An 18,580-nucleotide genomic window follows, 5' to 3' on the forward strand; every position below is an offset into this window, starting at 1 on the left:
GATGAACTTAAAAACATTAAAATACACGGTTTTTGCACTACTCATTTGTTGGTCATGTAGTGATGATTTTGTCGATGTAGATTCGCAAGATCAAAACTCTGAAGATTTCTTCAACACAGAAGAAGATTATCAGAACGCACTTATTGGAGCATACGACTTGTTACAATCTACTTACCTTAACGTGATGCTTGGTGAGATTGCTTCAGACAACACATTGGCAGGTGGCGAAAGTGCTATCGACGTTCCAGGAATTCAGGAAGTTGATGACATGATTCATACACCAATTAATCAGCAAATACGAGATATTTGGGGTTGGATGTACAGTGGTGTTAATCGCGCAAATTACATCATGGAATTTCAGGATAAAACTGATTTTGAAGGAAAAGCAGGTGTGTTAGCACAAGCTCGATTCCTGCGCGCCTATTACTATTTCGAATTGGTCAAATGGTTTGGTGATGTGCCTTTTGCAGTGGATCAACGAATTCTTTTTGGAGATCAATTCAGTATTGAAAGAACACCTAAAGCTGAAATTTATGCTCAAATCGAAGAGGATTTAATTTTTGCAGCTGCCAATCTGCCTTACGTACAAACACAAACAGGAAGAGTCACTAAAGGTGCTGCTCAGGCATTATTGGGAAAAGCGTATTTGTTTCAGGAGAAATTTTCTGAAGCTGCCAGTGTTCTTGAAGATCTTATCAATAACGGACCTTATGATTTGCTAACCGATTATAGTACCATGTTTGAAAATGATAATGAAAACAATATCGAATCTGTCTTTGAAGTACAATATACCGATACCGAAGGTGCAGGTTTTGACTGCTTACAATGTAGCGAAGGGAATGTTGCTGTAGGTTTTAATGGTATACGTAGTTATGAAGGGCCAGAATTTGAATCGGGATTTAGTTTTAATGTTCCAACTCAAGAAGTGGTTGACGAATTTGAACCAGGAGATAACCGCTTTGAAACAGCTATTTTAGATATCGACGATTGGGCGGCTCAAACCGGAGCAACCTTCTCAACAGGTTTTGAGCATACAGGATATTACAATAGAAAATACATCGCTCGTAAAGGTGATTTAAACACAGGTGATGCTAATCTTACCAATCCCAATAATTACAGAGCCATACGATTTGCAGATGTGTTATTAATGGCTGCCGAAGCATTTAACAGAGGCGGTATTGATGATATGAGAGCACAGCAATTCCTCAATAGAGTAAGAGAACGTGCTTTTGGTAATTCTGATAATAATATTACCGCAACAGGTTCAGCATTAACAACGGCTATCTATCACGAAAGACGCGTAGAACTAGTAGGAGAGGGACACCGCTTTTTTGACTTAGTTAGAACCGGAAGAGCTGCAAATGAAATTGATGGCTTTCAAGCCGGAAAACACGAAGTCTTTCCAATTCCAGCTATTGAGATTCAATTAGCAGGAAACCAATGGGAACAAAATCCAGGATATTAAAAAAAACAACTATAAAAGAGAACACAATGAAAACATTAAAACACATATTTAGCTTATTATTGTTAATAACAGTAATTATTGGCTGTACAGATGATGATAATGAAACGAATTTCGTTAACAATATTCCTGCGCCAACAAACGTATCGTTATTGGCAACGGTTACACCAGATAATACGGGCTTAGTAACATTAACGCCTCTTGGTGAAGGTGTTGCTAATTTCCAAATTAATTATGGAGACGGATCAGGAACTTCCGAAGTATTAAATCCTGGAGAAAGTACACAACATATATATGAAGAAGGTTCTTATGATGTTGTAGTGGTTGCTACTGGAATTACCGGACAATCAACTACTGCAGTTCAAACCATTCAGGTTTCATTTTTGGCACCTCAAAATTTAGAAGTGACTATTGAAAATGACACCGCAGTTTCGAGACAGGTTAATGTGACTGCTACAGCCGATTTAGCTATGAATTACGAAGTAGATTTTGGAGTGGCAGGAGCAGCACCATTAATGGGAAATATAGGAGAGACAGTGTCTTATGTTTATGAAACAGCAGGAACTTATACGATTACAGTGACAGCCTTTAGTGCTGCCATTGAAACAACGATCTATACCGAAGAGTTTGTAGTTACCGAAATATTACAACCTTTAGCAAGTGCGCCAACTCCTCCAACACGATCTGAAGATGATGTCATCTCCATGTTTAGTAATACATACCAGTTAGATGTGGCTGTAAGTTCTTGGAGAGCCGATTGGAGCACAAGTACCTTAACAGATTTACAAATTGATGGTAATGACACAAAGTTTTATGCCGATGCCGATTTTGTAGGTGTTGAGTTTTATGGCGATGCCGCAGTAGATGCTTCAGATATGGAATTTTTCCATCTTGATTTTTGGACCGCAAATGCGACGACGTTTCGAGTTAAATTAGTGGATTTAGGCGGAACAGCTACCGAAGCAGAAATTGTATTCGACGATTTAGCTCAAAACGAATGGGTGTCTTTAGAAATACCGATGAGCGCATTTACCGATGCTGGCATGACAGCGACCAATTCAATTCAACAATTAATATTCTCAGGATTACCAACAGGAACATTCGATTTCTTTATCGATAATGTATACTTCTATAAATCTCCATCTTCTCCAGCTGCTATAGCAGGAACATGGAAATTAGCTCCAGAAAATGGCGCTTTAGGAGTAGGTCCAGCAATTGGCGATGTTAGCTGGTATGCTTGTAATGATGATTGTATCACTGAAAGAGCCTGTTATTATGACGATACTTATGTCTTCGGAAGTGATGGCTCTTTCATGAATGTTTTAGGAGCCGAAACTTTCATCGAAGGATGGCAAGGTGGTTCTGATGCTTGCGGAACTCCTGTTGCTCCGCACGATGGTTCAAATCCAGCAACATTTACTTATAATGAAGCGTCTGGTGCACTTACAGTGAGTGGAACAGGTGCTTATATCGGACTTCCAAAAGCGAATAATGAAGGGGAATTGCCAAATGTTGCTGTACCAAATTCAATTACCTATACAGTAACTGCCTTAACAAATGATACCATGGAAATGTATATCGAAGCAGGTGCAGGCGTATTTTGGCAATATAAATTGATACGTGAAGGCGAAGCGCCAAGTCCGTTAACTGGAACATGGCAAATGGCTGCTGAAAATGGTGCTTTAGGAGTGGGACCAGCTGTGGGAGATGTTAGCTGGTATGCATGTAATGATGATTGTATTACAGATAGAGCCTGTTATTATGACGATACTTATGTCTTCGGAAGTGATGGTTCTTTTATGAATGTTTTAGGAGCCGAAACTTTCATCGAAGGATGGCAAGGTGGTTCTGATACTTGCGGAACTCCTGTTGCTCCTCATGATGGTTCAAATCCTGCAACTTATACTTATGATGCAGAATCTGGAACAGTAACCATTAATGGCGTCGGATCCTATATTGGACTTCCTAAAGCGAACAATCAAGGCGAATTACCAAATGTAGCTGTACCAGACTCAATTACCTATAACGTGACATTAGTCGATAGCAATACAATGCAAGTGTATATAGAAGCAGGTTCTGGAGTGTTCTGGCAATATAAACTTGTTAAACTTTAAGATAGACACAATATGATGAATATAAAAAATTATAAAATCCTGTTAACAGCCATTTTTGGACTGTTATTACTAACTTGTCAAGATGAAGACCAAGAGTTTGGTGATGTTATCGCACCATCAAATTTGACACTTACTTTTGAGATCGTTGGTGTGGATGCAGAAAACCCAAATGGTGATGGATCTGGTTTTGTGAATTTCACTGCTACAGCCGATAATGCAATAACCTATAGATATAATTTTGGTGATAATACCGATGTTGAAGTTGCGCCATCTGGAGATGCTACTCACCGATTTAATTTAACCGGATTAAACACCTATAATGTTACAGTTATAGCGTCGGGAACAGGTGGTGTTACAACCAGTACTGCGGTTAGTGTAGCTGTATTTAGTGCATTTGACGACCAAGAAGCCAAAGAGTTACTTTCTGGAGGTGTTGGATCTTCAAAAGTGTGGTATTTGGCAGCATCAGAAGTTGGTCATTTAGGCGTTGGTGGTACACCAGAAATCTCTGCAGATGCATTTTGGTTTCCTAGTTTCTTCGCTGCACAACCTTTTGAAAAATGTAATGACGAAATAAGTGACTGCTTATGTGATGACGAGTTGACCTTTTCACTAGATGCCGACAATAATTTAACTTACCAGTTGAATAATAACGGACAAACATTTTTTAACGTCGGACATCAGGGAGTTATTGGAGAAGATGCAGGAGAAGATGCTTGTTTTGAATTTGATACGTCTGGAGTAAGTAATGTGTCTTTGGCGCCTTCTTCGTTTGACTGGTCTTCAGTGCCTGATCCTAACTTTAATGCAAGAGGGACGACAATGAATTTTTCAAATGATGCTTTTATGGGGTATTATGTGAGTTCGTCGTCTTATGATATTATTTCAGTTACTGAAAATACACTATATGTGAGAACTATTGACGGATTAAATCCTGTGCTATATTGGTATCATAAGTTTTCTACAGATAATCCAGCTGATGCAGGATCTAACGATCTCGAAACAGTATTTAATGATTTAGTATGGCAAGATGAATTTGATACTGATGGCGCACCTAATCCAGCCAATTGGACCTATGATATAGGAACTGGTGATAACGGTTGGGGAAATGGTGAATCACAATATTATACTGATGAGGCTGATAATATTATTGTGGAAGATGGAGTTCTTAAAATTACCGCAAAAGCCGAGTCTTTTATGGGTAGTAATTACACCTCTTCTAGAATTAAAACTGAAAACCTTTTTGAGTTTACTAATGGTCGCGTAGAAATTAGAGCAAAACTTCCAACTGGAGCTGGGACTTGGCCTGCGCTTTGGACTCTAGGTGCAAACTATGATACGAATCCGTGGCCTGCCTGCGGCGAAATGGATATTATGGAGCATGTTGGGAATACGCAAAACACCATATTTAGTACGATGCATTATCCTGGAAATTCAGGAGGTGATGGCGTTGGCGCTAATACCAATATTTCGACGGTAAGCTCCGAATTTCATACTTATACTATGGAGTGGAAAGACGATGAAATTCTTTTTGCAGTTGATAATATAATTCACTTCACCTTCGAAAACAACGAAACCTTACCATTTAATAGTGACTTCTTTTTAATTATGAATGTCGCTATGGGAGGAAGTTTTGGAGGCGCAATTGATCCTGCATTTGTAGAGTCTACCATGGAAGTTGATTACGTGAGAGTTTATCAATAATTCGTTAAGCTTAAATTTTGATTTTTTAGTTGTAATTAAAAGGTCGGTTGTTATGGATCGACCTTTTAATCATGTACAAACAAAGTTAATAGTCAGTGACTATGTGACAATGTAGACGACTTTTTATAAGTGATATTTAGAAAGTCTACAATTTGTATGCGCACAATTTTCACGACACATTTTATCATATAGAGATTAATTCAGAAATGAATACACACCAAATATACATAGGGCATAAGCCAGCTAGTTTTCAAGAGGATCAAGTCAAAGGAGAACTGTTAGTTATTGATAATGAAGCTTATTATAAGATTTCTAATAGTAATCTAATGCGACCATTTTTTATGAGTCTTGTGAGTAATTCTAATCACTGGATGTTTATTTCAAGTAATGGTGCTTTGACCGCTGGACGAAAGGACGCTAATAATGCATTGTTTCCCTATTATACAGATGATAAAATAACCGAATCCCTAGAAACGACAGGTAGTAAAACCATCATACATGTCTGTAAAGATGACAAAACGTTTTTATGGGAACCTTTTTCTAATCGTTACGAAGGTGTTTATAGGATCCAACGAAATGTGTATAAAAACACTTATGGTAACAAAATATTTTTTGAAGAAATAAATAAAGATTTAGACCTCACTTTTCAATATCAATGGTGTTCGAGTAATCAATTTGGTTTTGTTAGACATGCCAAAATCATTAGTAATAGTAATGAAAATACAAAGGTGACTGTTCTAGACGGCATTCAGAATATTTTACCCTACGGATTGGATTCCGTTTTTCAAAATTCGACAAGCAACCTTATTGATGCCTATAAAAAATGTGAGTTAGAACCAGATACTGGGATTGGTATTTATGCGCTAAGCGCCATTATAGTTGATAAAGCAGAGCCGAGTGAAGCATTAAAGGCTAATAGCGTGTGGTCTGTCGGACTAGATAATCCTACACACTTAATTTCATCCTTACAACTGGATAATTTCAGAAAAGGTAAAGCCATACATCAAGAAAAAGATATCAAAGCTGAAAAAGGTGCCTATTTTATTTCTAAAACTTTAAATCTGGAACCTCATGCAGAAAAAAACTGGATGTTTGTCGCTAATGTAAATCAGACCATTAGTGCTATTCAAGATATTTCAGAACAACTAAAACATAACCGTAACCTAAAAGCACTTGTTCAAGAAGATATCAATGAAGGTACACAAAATCTTAAAGAACTTGTTGGTGCTTCTGATGGCATTCAAGTAACAGATGACCAGTTAAGAGATACAAGACATTTTGCCAATACGCTTTTCAATATCATGAGAGGTGGGATTTTTGATGATGACTATCGCATTGAAAAAGATGATTTTGTCAAATATATAGCGAAAGCGAACAAAAAAGTCACAAAGAAGAAAGAGACAATTTTAAGTCAACTACCCGAAGTTTTTGATGTAAACACTATAAAAACCATAGCCGACAATGATGAAGATAAAAATTTTAAAAGGCTTTGTTACGAATATTTACCATTAAAGTTTAGTCGACGCCATGGCGATCCAAGTAGACCTTGGAATAAGTTTTCAATCAATACCCGAAGTGAAGTTGATGGTTCTAAAATTTTAGATTATCAAGGAAACTGGCGTGATATTTTTCAAAACTGGGAAACATTGGCACATGCTTATCCGATGTTTATGGAAGGCATGATTCATAAATTCTTGAATGCAACAACCTTTGAAGGTTATAATCCGTATCGTGTCACCAAAGATGGTTTTGATTGGGAAGTAATTGAAGAAGATGATCCATGGTCATACATTGGCTATTGGGGCGACCATCAAATCATTTACTTGCTAAAGTTTTTAGAATGTATTGAACATCATTTTCCGAATACATTAGCTAAAAGTTTTACAAAAGATGTGTTCGTTTATGCCAATGTGCCCTATAAAATCAAGAGCTATCAAGAGATTCTTAAAAATCCGAAAGACACTATCGATTTTGATTATGAACTAGACGAAAAGATTAATCAGGAAAAAGGACGTTTAGGTGCAGATGGCGCTTTATTACGAGATGAAAATTTCTTTATTCATAAGGTTAATCTAATCGAAAAATTACTAGCTACCGTTTTGGCTAAAGTATCTAATTTTATTCCAGAAGCTGGTATTTGGCTAAACACCCAACGTCCCGAATGGAACGATGCCAACAACGCTTTAGTTGGTAACGGCGTATCTATGGTCACCTTATATTACCTAAGGCGATTTATCAATTTCTTTGAAGACATAGTTGAGATATCTGATGAAGATAACTACAGCCTTTCAATTGAGCTTAAAATATTTTTCAAATCTGTAGTGTCGACTTTAGTTGATAACGCTAAAGTATTGTCAGGCAAAGTTTCAGATACCGATAGAAAAACAATTTTAGATGGTCTTGGTACAGCGGGAAGTACTTACAGATTAAAGATTTATGAATCAGGATTTTCAAGCGATAAAGAACAGGTGTCTAAAGCAGATTTACTGGAGTTTTTTACACTCCTCAAAACGTATTTAGATCATACAATTAAAGCAAATAAAAGAGCCGATAATCTATACCATGCTTATAATTTGATGACTGTTGACAATGATAAAGAAGTTTCAATTTCTTATTTATCAGAAATGTTAGAAGGTCAGGTGGCTGTCTTAAGTTCAGGATATTTAGAACCAAAAGAAGCTCTCAGTGTTTTAGACGGTTTGAAGGCAAGCGCCTTGTTCAGAGAAGACCAATACAGTTATATTTTATATCCAAATAAAGAATTACCACGCTTTGTCGATAAAAATAATATTCCTGAGACATCAGTTGAATCATCAAAACTATTACAGCAACTTATTGCTGATGGTAATACGCAAATTATAGAAAAAGATGTTTTAGGACAGTATCATTTTAATGGCAATTTTAATAATGCTGAAAGTTTGAAAACTGCTTTATATGAGCTTTCAGATGATGAAAAATATCAAGACCTAATCAAAGAGGAAACGCATTTACTTCTAGATATTTTTGAAGACATTTTCGACCACAAATCGTTTACAGGTCGCTCAGGAACATTTTTCGGTTATGAAGGATTAGGGTCTATTTATTGGCATATGGTATCTAAGTTACTTTTAGCGGTTCAAGAAAACTGTTTGTTAGCTGTAGCTCAAAATGAAAGCGAAGAAGTGATTGGAAGATTACTCGAACACTATTACGAAATCAATGAAGGCATTGGAGTCCATAAGTCGCCAGAACTATATGGAGCGTTTCCAACCGATCCTTATTCACATACACCAGCAGGTAAGGGAGCGCAGCAACCAGGAATGACCGGACAAGTAAAAGAGGATGTGTTGTGCCGATTTGGTGAATTAGGCGTGTTTGTTAGGAATGAAATTTTAGTGTTCAATCCTAGATTATTGAGAGCTAATGAGTTTTTAGAAGAATCAAATACATTCACCTATACAGATATAAATAAAGAGATCAAGACCATTCCATTAGAAAAGGGTTCCCTTTGTTTTACCTATTGTCAGGTACCTGTGATTTATAAAATTTCAGATGAAAATCATATTACTGTAAGCTTTAATAATCAATCTGTTACAGAGTTTGATGGCTTAACAACAGATATAGAAACGAGTAAAAAATTGTTTAACAGAACAGGTGAAATCCATCATATAGTTGTAGAACTGAAAAAATGAAATGGATCAAGCACAATTTAAAACGTATAAAATTGGCAGTAAGCGTGTTTGCTATACTTCTTGTGTTGTCATGTCAAACAAACATCAGTAAAGAAAATAATTCAGTAGCCATTAAAGACCAATCAAATTTGAATGCGAAAGACATTTTAGGAAATCCAAAGTATGTAGCCATCTCTTATGGTGGCTATCGAACGACATCCAGAGATGACCAGCCTAGCATCAATGATCTTAAAGAAGATATGTTGATTCTTAATGCCATGGGAGTGAAAATCTTACGAACCTATAACGTTCATTTAGACCAGGCTGCTAATGTGTTAGAGGCTATTCGTCAATTAAAAGATGAAAACGCAGACTTCGAAATGTATGTGATGCTCGGTATTTGGATTGATTGTAAAAACGCCTTTAACTGGGATAACGTTAAACCAGATCATAACCAGGAAAGTGAACGTAACCCTGTTGAAGTTCAAACTGCGGTAATGCTTGCAAAAAAATATCCTGAAATCGTCAAAATTCTTGCCGTCGGAAATGAAGCCATGGTGAAATGGGCTACGGCTTATTATGTACAACCAGGTGTAATTTTAAAATGGGTGAATCATTTACAAGCCCTTAAAAAATCTGGTGAATTACCTAAAGATTTATGGATTACCAGTTCAGATAACTTTGCGTCTTGGGGTGGAGGAGATTCAGAGTATCATGTCGCAGACTTAGAAAAACTGATACATGCTGTCGATTATATTTCAATGCATACCTATCCGATGCACGATACACATTACCATCCGGTATTTTGGGGAATTTCAGAAACTGAAACAAAGGCCTCTAAAAAAGTTAAAATTGATTCGGCAATGTTGAGAGCGAAAGTGTATGCAATGTCGCAATATGAAGCCGTAAAAGCCTATGTAAAAAGTTTAGGTGTTGATAAACCTATTCATATCGGAGAAACAGGTTGGGCTAGTTTTTCTGGAGGTCTCTACGGAAACAATGGATCAAAAGCAACCGACGAATATAAAGAAGCACTTTATTATCAGCATATGAGAGAATGGACCAATAAAGCTGGGATGTCTTGCTTTTATTTTGAAGCATTTGATGAACACTGGAAAGATGCTGAAAATCCTAAAGGCTCCGAAAATCATTTTGGTTTATTTACTATCGATGGAAAGGCTAAATATGCGCTTTGGGATTTGGTAGATAAAGGTCTTTTTAAAGGATTGACCAGAAATGGAAATCCGATTACTAAAACATACAACGGAAACTTAGATGAACTAATGAAAGAGGTCATGATTCCTGAACTAAAACCACAATCAAAATGAGAACATCTATTACATTGTTAGTCCTCTCATTTATTGTAATGTCTTGTAAAAGCACATCGCAAAACACAACTGTTTCGGTTAAGGATAGCCATATTTATGTCAACGACTCCTTGTACACGATTAAGGGTATTTGTTATCATCCGGTTCCAAAAGGCAGTGGAAATAACCGAAGTTTTAAAACGCTTACTCAAGATTTAGCCTTAATGACCGAAGCTGGTATCAATACCATTAGAGTCTATGCGCCAATTGATGATATTAAGGTTTTAGATGAAATTCACCAAGCGGGAATAAAAGTCATTATGGGCTTTGGCTATAATCAAGGTGGTCACTATGATATCGAATCCGGAAGCTTTATCGATTACGTCAACACTTACAAAAATCACAGTGCCATCCTGATGTGGGAATTAGGAAACGAATACAATTACCATCCTGAATGGTTTGGAGACGATATTAAAAACTGGTACAAAGCCATGAATGATGCTGCGGAAGTAATTCACGCCAACGACCCTAATCATCCAACAACAACGGCTCATGGTGATTTGCCTGATGCATTGGCATTAGAAATGAGTCCGAATATTGATGTCTGGGGAATGAATGTCTACAGATGGGATAATCCTGAATCAATTTTCAAACTATGGAAAGCAGTGAGTTCTAAACCTATGTACTTATCTGAAACTGGTGGCGATAGCTATATGTCTATCGAAAAAGCAGGTTATAAGCAAGGTGAAAACCAGAAGGCTCAGGCTGATGCTGCAAAACACATCTTAAACAAAGTGTTTGAGAATACTGATATCTGTTCGGGAGTGACCTTATTTTCGTTTACTGATGGCTGGTGGAAAGCAGGAAACAACGACACACAAGATATTGGTGGATATGCACCAAATAGTACAGGAATTCCTTATGATGGCGCACCTAACGAGGAATATTGGGGCATTGTAGATATCGATAGAAATAAAAAGCAAGTCTTTAACGTACTCAAGGAAAAGTACCAGAGCTTAAATAAAAACTAAAACCAAAGCATATGAAATTGATCAAACCTAATTTATACATGCTTTTATTGTTTGCGATAATGAGTTGTACTAAAAAAGAAACCGCTTTAATGGTAGAAGTTTATGAAACGTCTGCCAGTGGAAATCAACTGACAAAAATTAAAGAGTTTCCTTCCGAATCAAATGGCGATACGATAACATTAATTCCTGAGAAAACGTTTCAGAAAATTACTGGAATAGGAGGCTCGTTTACCGAATCTTCAGCTTATTTGTTGAATAAACTTAGTAAAGCTAATAGAGAAAAAGTACTTGAAGCTTATTTTGGCGAATCTGGTGCACGCTATTCTTTAACCAGAACACATATAGCGTCTTGCGATTTCTCATTAACTAATTATACCTATGCACCTGTTGAAGGTGATGTTGAAATCAATAACTTTTCTATTGAGGAAGATCGTGATGATTTGATTCCCATGATTAAAGAGGCTATGGCGATATCGAAAGACGGATTTGGTATTGTGGCGTCACCTTGGACAGCTCCACCTTGGATGAAAGATAATAAAGCCTATGTCGGCGGAAAATTACTACCTGAATACTACGAAGCTTTTGCAACCTATTTTTCTAAATACTTAGAAGCTTACAAAGCTGAAGGTATTGATATCTGGGGATTAACTCCTGTTAATGAACCTCACGGAAATGGGAATAACTGGGAAAGTATGCATTTTTCTCCGGAAGAAGAAACCGATTTTGTTCAAAACCACTTAGGCCCGAAGTTAGAGTCTGACGGATTTGGAGACGTCAAGATTCTTGGATATGATCAAAATAGAGCGGGTTTAAAAGAATGGGTCGATGAAATGTTTAAAGATGAAGCCTCATCAAAATATTTTGCAGGAACAGCGATTCACTGGTATGAAAGCACTTATGATTATTTTCCAGAAGATTTGCAATATGCACATCATAAAGCACCTGATAAATATCTCATAGAAACTGAAGGCTGTGTCGATTCTGAAATTCCAAAATGGCAAGACGATGCTTGGTATTGGTCAAAAGAAGCTACAGATTGGGGATGGGATTGGGCGCCTGATGAACAAAAACATTTACATCCAAAATATGCGCCTGTAAATAGGTATGCAAGAGATATTATTGGTTGCCTTAATAATTGGGTCGATGGCTGGATTGACTGGAACATGGTTTTAGACAAGCAAGGAGGACCAAACTGGTTTGAAAACTGGTGTGTTGCTCCAGTGATTGTAGATCCTGATAATGATGAGGTTTATTTTACACCAATCTATTATACCATGTCACATTTTAGTCGCTATATACGACCAAACGCAATGATTATAGACGTTCAAAATACTAACGATGCATTAATGGTTACTGCTGCTAAAAATCCTGATGGATCAATTGCAGTTGTTGTATTTAACGAAGGAAAAACGGCTCAAAACTTTACATTAAACTTGAAAGGGCTAACAACGAATATCAGCGTTGGAGCGCAAACTATTCAAACGATAGTATTACCAGCAAAATAGAGTTTTAAAACAAACTAATTATGTCAAACATAACACCTTCTCTGAAAGTTCCAATGGGCCAGAAAGTCGCCTTTGGTTTTGGAATGCTTGCCAATCAAATGTTCCCTGCAATCATTAGTATATTTATTGTAGTGCTGGTGCAGAGTCTAGGCTTTCCTGGTTGGATGTGGGGTGTTGTTTCGTTGGTTCCAAGACTTTTTGATGCTATTACAGATCCTATTATGGGTTATATTTCTGATAATACGAGATCACGTTGGGGCAGACGAAGACAGTATGTCTTTTTAGGTGCCATTATCATGGGTATATCCTTTATAATCATGTGGCAATTATTTAAAGATAATTCTATTGATTATAATTTTTACTACTTCCTTTTTTGGTCATTAGTATTTTATTTAGGACTCACAATTTTTAGCGTGCCTTATGTAGCGATGGGTTATGAAATGAGTGATGATTTTCATGAGCGTACGAATATTATGGCAGTTGCTCAGTTTATCGGACAATGGGCTTGGGTAATTGCTCCGTGGTTTTGGATTTTAATGGACGATAAAGACTGGTTTCCATCTAGTGAAGTTGCCGTTAGAGAATTAGCCATTTGGGTGGCAATTGTTTGTATGATTTTAGCGATGACACCTGCAATATTTATAAAAGGAAAATCTACTTTAAATGAAGATTATGAAGATGTCACGTTTAAAAATATATTGAAAAAGTTACGTACAATCTTTGTTGTAAACTTTAAAGAGGCTTTAAAAATGAAGCCTTTTAGAAAATTGTGTATCGCCACTTTTTTAGTCTTTAATGCTTTTAATACTGTAGCAGCATTCACGTATTTTATAATTGTATACTATTTGTTTGATGGTGTTACAGGTCCAGATGGCGCCTGGTGGTGGCCAACATTGTTCGGAAGCGTAGGCGCCTTAGTGACTTCCTTTTTGGTGATTCCTGTAGTCACTAAAATGTCAAAGACACTCGGGAAAAAGAAAGCATTTATAGTGTCACAATCTATCTCTATAGTAGGCTATATTATGCTTTGGTTTTTATTTATTCCTGGTAAACCTTATATGTTTTTAATTGCCCTTCCGTTTTTCTCATTTGGAATTGGAGGCTTGTTTACGTTAATGATGTCAATGACAGCAGATGTTATTGATTTAGATGAATTAAATACAGGAAAACGACGTGAAGGTATTTTTGGAGCTATTTATTGGTGGATGGTAAAATTTGGCTTTGGTATTGCTGGTGGATTGACCGGACTTATTTTTTCAATCATCGGATTTGAGTCAGGCGCAGCGACGCAAACTGAAGAAGCGTTAACCGGACTAAGATTGTTCTTCTCTGGCTTGCCAATTCTTGGCACTTTAATAGCCATTTATGTCATGAGTGATTATGATATTACCGAAGCGCGTGCTGGAGAAATTCGTGCCGAATTAGATAAACGTAAAGCTATTGAAGCGAAGCGTAACGCTTCTAATTCACAAGAAACTATTGAAATAGATTAAACATCAAATAAAACAGAATATAATGTCGGTTAGAGCTGGTAAAGTAATGGCGTTGGCAGGAGTAGATCTTGCCAATAAATCTAAAGAAGATTTACAAAAAACGTTCAAAACAATATTTAATAATGGGATGCATGGACTGTGTTTTAGTCCGTATGAAGAGGGACAGTCTGCTGGTGATCAAATTTCAGAAGCACAAATACGCCGACGTATGGAAATTATTAAACCCTATACAAAATGGATTCGCACCTTTTCATGTACCGATGGCAACGAACTCATTCCCCGAATCGCTCACGAATATGGTATCAAAACTTTAGTTGGTGCCTGGTTAGGTGATGACGCTGAAATTAATACACGTGAAATCGCAGGTCTTATTCAATTAGCAAAAGAGGGTTTTGTCAATATCGCTGCTGTGGGTAATGAAGTCATGTATCGTGGTGATTTAACTGAAGATGAGTTATTAAACTTTATGCATCAAGTTAAGCAGGAAATTCCAGAAATTCCAATGGGATATGTAGATGCCTATTATGAGTTTACTGAAAGACCTAAAATTACTGAAGCATGTGATATCATATTAGCCAATTGCTATCCGTTTTGGGAAGGTTGCCCTCTAGAGTATTCTTTATTGTATATGAAGGAAATGTTTGCACAAGCAAAACTGGCTGCCAACGGAAAACAAGTTATTGTAACTGAAACAGGTTGGCCAAATTCTGGATCAAGTTTTGAAGGTGCGCATCCATCGTTTGAGAATGCCATAAAGTACTTTATAAATGCACAACAATGGTCTAAAGAAGATCAAATTGAGATGTTTTATTTTTCTTCCTTTGATGAGTCATGGAAAGTTGGAGCCGAAGGCGATGTAGGTGCTTATTGGGGACTTTGGGATAAAAATGAAACCTTGAAATTTTAATTAAAAAGGTATAAGATCACGTGTAAACCCAGTTGTAGTAAGCTTTTTAGAACTTTTTTTGAAACAGAAAAAAAATTCGTTTGTATGCTTTTTGTAGTGGTGGTTTTTTAGGGCGTTTTACGGTTGCACCTTATATTTATCAATACTGTAATTCAGACTACTAATAATTCAGAATAATTTAAATAACTAATATAAAAACAACAGATTATGAAAAAAAAATACATGTTTATTGCATTGATTGTTTTGGCTTTATTACCTGCCAATGCCCAAACTAATATTAATTTTGATGCCACAAGTTTTAGTCCAGATCCAGCAGGAACGGGTCTGGCATTTATGAATGTAGCTAACTTACCTGCACCAGACGGTGATGGTGCTTTTCAATTTGGTTCAGGTTGGGGAATTGCAGATTTAATAGCTATTTTAGACACAGGTTCAAATACGGTAACCTTAAAGCCAAACCGAATTGGCGATCCAGCCGAATACTGGCAAGGTGACGGCACCCAATTAAGAGGTAACAAAATAATGGATGCCAACCATTATATTGAAGATGCCACGCTCAACGGAACTTCTTTTACCTTTAATGCTTCGGTTGTTTCAAACACCTTGAACAATACAGGTATTGCACCTTACGATTTTAGCTTTACTGCATTTATTAAAGTATTTGCTGCCGATTTTAGTTCGGTGTTAGCTTCAGATATAATCGATTTAAGATCAACTTCAGGAGATTTCACTCTAACAATGGACGCCACTGGATTTACATCTGGAGAACATATTCAATATGGCTTTCAAATGATTGGACCTAATATTAATCTTGATATGAGTTTTGATGCGGCCTATGATAATTTAGGAAGTATAGTCGTAGCTCCAGCAACATTAAATGTGGAAGAGTTTTCTACTAATGAATTTTCAGTGTTTCCTAATCCGACAGCCAGCAGCTGGATGGTTAAAGCAACTCAAGATATAAGTTCAATTCAGGTTTTTGACGTATTAGGAAAGCAAGTACTTACGATGAAAACATCAGGTAATAATGTAGAAATTGATGCTTCTAATTTAATTTCAGGAGTGTATTTCGCAAAAATAAGTTCTGATAAAGGCACTAAAACAATAAAGCTAATTAAGAGGTAGTCGATAACTAACTAATAGCTCTCTGAGCCGCATTTGTTTATCATCTTGCGGCTCTTTTTCAATACTAAAATTGAACATCAGACTATAAAATTTATTAAAAACTAAGTTGACACTTTCAATTCCTGATAAAAGAATGTAATTTTATAAACCTATACGCTTTTTATATTTAACAATTATGGTCACACTAAAACATCTTGCAGAACAATTAAACGTATCGGTATCTACAGTTTCTAAAGCTTTACACGATAGTGACGAGATTAGTCCTGATACTATTGAGCGTGTAAAAGCCTTAGCTAAGTTTTTAAATTATAAGCCAAATCAACTGGCAGTTAGTTTAAAAAATAGTAAAACAAATACCATTGGTGTTATTATACCTAATATATTAAACCACTTTTTTGCGAAGGCGTTATTTGCTATTGAACAAGAGGCGAATAAACAAGGCTATAATATTATCACCTGTTTGTCAAACGAATTGTATGCTAAAGAAGTCAATAGTCTTCAACTTTTATCTAACGGAAGTGTTGATGGGTTTATCATGTCTATTGCTGAAGAAACCCAAATTTCAAATAACTTAGACCATATTGAAGCGATATTAAAACAACATGTGCCTATTGTATTATTTGATAGAGTTTCAGAAAAGATTACAACTGATAAAGTGATTATTGATGATTTTGATGCAGCTTATCAGGCAACCAATCACCTTCTTTCCGAAGGAAGAAAACATATCGTTCTTATTAGTAATATAGATGAATTGAGTGTTGGTAAATTAAGAACAAACGGTTATCATGAAGCCCTTAAAGAAGCCAAGAATTATGATTCAGAGCCTTTGGTGATTGCGATTAAACGAGATGGTTCAATCGAAGCAGAAATTGAAAAACTTTTTAAAGATCATGCAGCAATTGATGGCATCATAGCTATTGATAATACCTCAGGAGTTGTGGCGCTTCACAAAGCATTAAAACTCAATTATAAGGTACCAGAAGATTTGTCTATTATCGGATTTTCTGATGAAAATGTGCTTCAGTTTACCGACCCTAAATTGTCTACTATTTCTCAGCACACTATTGATGTAGGAAAGGCTTCGGTTGAATTATTAATAAATCGTTTGCAAAATAAATCAGAAACCAGTACAGAAATAAAGACCATAAAAGCGCAACTTCAATTGCGAGGAACTACGAAATAAAGCCTATAGCGTGTTTTGTAATCACCGTTATTTTAAATTATAGGTAACAAAGCACTCTCTTCATATGGAAGACCTAAATGAAACGTATTGGGATAATCGTTATGCATCACATGACAATCCTTGGGATTTAGGTGTTGTGTCGCCACCAATTAAAGCGTACATAGATCAGCTTACTGATACATTTTTACGAATCTTGATTCCTGGAGGCGGAAACTCCTACGAAGCCGAATATCTGTTTCATAAGGGTTTTACAAATGTCTATGTGGTTGATGTTTCTAAAACCGCATTGAATAATATCAAGTCTAGAGTGGCAGATTTTCCCGATACTCAGCTAATTCATGCCGACTTTTTTGAATTGGATATGAGTTTTGATATCATCATTGAACAGACTTTTTTTTGTGCTTTGAATCCCAAGTTCCGAACGGCTTATGTTGAAAAAACATCCAGTCTTCTCACTCCTAAAGGCATACTGGTTGGTGTGTTGTTTAATAGTCCGTTAAATAATGATCAACCACCTTTTGGAGGTCATAAGGCTTTGTATAAGCATTTGTTTGAAGAAGCATTTGATATTCAAATTATGGATGATTGTTACAATTCTATCCCAGCACGTCAAGGTAAAGAGCTCTTTTTCAAAGTTGTAAAAAAATAAATTTTGTTTTTTTTCGTTAAAATGGACAACGTGATGTAACATTTTTAGGATGTTGACGTCCTATAGATGTCAATCAAAACAAAAATCATCATGAGACAAGATAATCAACTTTTAGTTTTAACGCATTTGAGTCAGTTGCTCACGTTTGTTACTGGGTTTGGCGGACTCATAGTGCCGTTAGTTATATGGGTAACTCAAAAGCAAAATGTCTATAAAATGGACGAGCAAGGAAAGCATATTGTTAACTTTCAATTGAGTATGCTTATTTATAGTATTATTTGTATTCCTTTAGTATTTGTGCTTGTTGGTATTTTCGGATTAATAGCATTATGTCTTTTATCCTTTATATATCCAATTATAAATGCTATAAAAGCAAGTCACGGCGAATCACCAAGATATCCTTTATCTCTTAATTTTATTAGTTAGTTATTTTTATTAGAAGAGGTAAAT

The 18,580-nt window shown here is 36.2% G+C and carries 13 protein-coding genes; all 13 read left to right on the forward strand.

Going from position 1 to position 18,580, the window contains the following annotated elements; all coding sequences use genetic code 11:
• Position 1: 1 nt before the first annotated feature.
• Positions 2 to 1,465 (forward strand): RagB/SusD family nutrient uptake outer membrane protein, encoded by a 1,464-nt coding sequence (locus tag N4270_RS07300; protein WP_260096367.1) that lies wholly within the window; start codon positions 2 to 4, stop codon positions 1,463 to 1,465.
• A 26-nt stretch (positions 1,466 to 1,491) separates the two neighbouring features.
• A complete protein-coding gene (locus N4270_RS07305; protein ID WP_260096368.1) occupies positions 1,492 to 3,576 on the forward strand; it encodes a hypothetical protein in 2,085 nt (694 codons plus the stop codon).
• Between the two features lie 12 nt (positions 3,577 to 3,588).
• Entirely contained in the window at positions 3,589 to 5,280 is a 1,692-nt protein-coding gene (locus N4270_RS07310) for a family 16 glycosylhydrolase (RefSeq protein WP_260096369.1), read from the forward strand.
• A 206-nt stretch (positions 5,281 to 5,486) separates the two neighbouring features.
• Complete coding sequence (locus N4270_RS07315; RefSeq protein ID WP_260096370.1) at positions 5,487 to 8,951, forward strand: hypothetical protein; 3,465 nt, start codon at positions 5,487 to 5,489, stop codon at positions 8,949 to 8,951.
• A complete protein-coding gene (locus N4270_RS07320; RefSeq protein ID WP_260096371.1) occupies positions 8,948 to 10,258 on the forward strand; it encodes a glycosyl hydrolase family 17 protein in 1,311 nt (436 codons plus the stop codon). The genes N4270_RS07315 and N4270_RS07320 overlap by 4 nt, the downstream gene beginning before the upstream one ends.
• Positions 10,255 to 11,268, forward strand: coding sequence for a glycoside hydrolase family 2 TIM barrel-domain containing protein (locus tag N4270_RS07325; RefSeq protein ID WP_260096372.1), 1,014 nt, complete (start codon positions 10,255 to 10,257; stop codon positions 11,266 to 11,268). The genes N4270_RS07320 and N4270_RS07325 overlap by 4 nt, the downstream gene beginning before the upstream one ends.
• An 11-nt stretch (positions 11,269 to 11,279) precedes the next feature.
• Positions 11,280 to 12,773 (forward strand): glycoside hydrolase family 30 beta sandwich domain-containing protein, encoded by a 1,494-nt coding sequence (locus N4270_RS07330; protein ID WP_260096373.1) that lies wholly within the window; start codon positions 11,280 to 11,282, stop codon positions 12,771 to 12,773.
• Positions 12,774 to 12,793: 20 nt separating this feature from the next.
• On the forward strand, positions 12,794 to 14,266 hold the full coding sequence (locus N4270_RS07335; RefSeq protein ID WP_260096374.1) for an MFS transporter: 1,473 nt from the start codon (positions 12,794 to 12,796) through the stop codon (positions 14,264 to 14,266).
• A 22-nt stretch (positions 14,267 to 14,288) separates the two neighbouring features.
• On the forward strand, positions 14,289 to 15,173 hold the full coding sequence (locus N4270_RS07340; protein WP_260096375.1) for a glycosyl hydrolase family 17 protein: 885 nt from the start codon (positions 14,289 to 14,291) through the stop codon (positions 15,171 to 15,173).
• 207 nt (positions 15,174 to 15,380) lie between these two features.
• The gene (locus tag N4270_RS07345) at positions 15,381 to 16,298 is read left to right on the forward strand and encodes a T9SS type A sorting domain-containing protein (RefSeq protein WP_260096376.1); all 918 of its coding nucleotides are present in this window, start codon (positions 15,381 to 15,383) and stop codon (positions 16,296 to 16,298) included.
• 175 nt (positions 16,299 to 16,473) lie between these two features.
• A complete protein-coding gene (locus N4270_RS07350) occupies positions 16,474 to 17,481 on the forward strand; it encodes a LacI family DNA-binding transcriptional regulator (protein ID WP_260096377.1) in 1,008 nt (335 codons plus the stop codon).
• Positions 17,482 to 17,545: 64 nt separating this feature from the next.
• On the forward strand, positions 17,546 to 18,130 hold the full coding sequence (locus N4270_RS07355) for a TPMT family class I SAM-dependent methyltransferase (RefSeq protein ID WP_260096378.1): 585 nt from the start codon (positions 17,546 to 17,548) through the stop codon (positions 18,128 to 18,130).
• Between the two features lie 90 nt (positions 18,131 to 18,220).
• Complete coding sequence (locus tag N4270_RS07360) at positions 18,221 to 18,556, forward strand: DUF4870 domain-containing protein (RefSeq protein WP_260096379.1); 336 nt, start codon at positions 18,221 to 18,223, stop codon at positions 18,554 to 18,556.
• The last annotated feature ends 24 nt before the right edge of the window (positions 18,557 to 18,580 follow it).

The organism is Psychroserpens sp. SPM9, assembly GCF_025153525.1.
In the GTDB taxonomy this organism is placed as follows: domain Bacteria; phylum Bacteroidota; class Bacteroidia; order Flavobacteriales; family Flavobacteriaceae; genus Psychroserpens.